Raw genomic sequence first — 296 nt, 5'->3', positions numbered from 1 at the left:
GGCCTGTCACGCCGGGGGTCGCGGGTTCGAGTCCCGTCCGCTCCGCCAACAAAAAACAGAAAGCCAGCAGAAATGCTGGCTTTTTGCTTTTCTACTCCCATCTGCCTCATTTCAGTAAGGCACAGGCGCTAAGCCCCCCCTGCTCCACTGCTCCAACAAGCGGCCCCACCAGGCAGGAAAAACTGCCCTTTATCGAGAAAAAGGTGCAAATTCACAGCGGATGCGCAAAAAAATCCTAAAAGGGTTTACAACCCCCGCAACGCTCCCTATAATTCGGCCTTCTTTCGCGGCGGGGG

1 protein-coding gene is annotated in these 296 nt (G+C 55.7%); it reads left to right on the top strand.

Annotation, left to right across the window (positions count from 1 at the left end):
* Positions 1–239: hypothetical protein (locus AZSI13_RS17935; protein ID WP_235609682.1), on the top strand; the 239-nt coding region annotated here is incomplete at its 5' end.
* Positions 240–296: the final 57 nt, after the last annotated feature.

This window comes from Azospira sp. I13 (assembly GCF_003112695.1).
Taxonomy (GTDB): domain Bacteria; phylum Pseudomonadota; class Gammaproteobacteria; order Burkholderiales; family Rhodocyclaceae; genus Azospira.
This window is presented reverse-complemented; position numbering and strand designations above follow the sequence as displayed.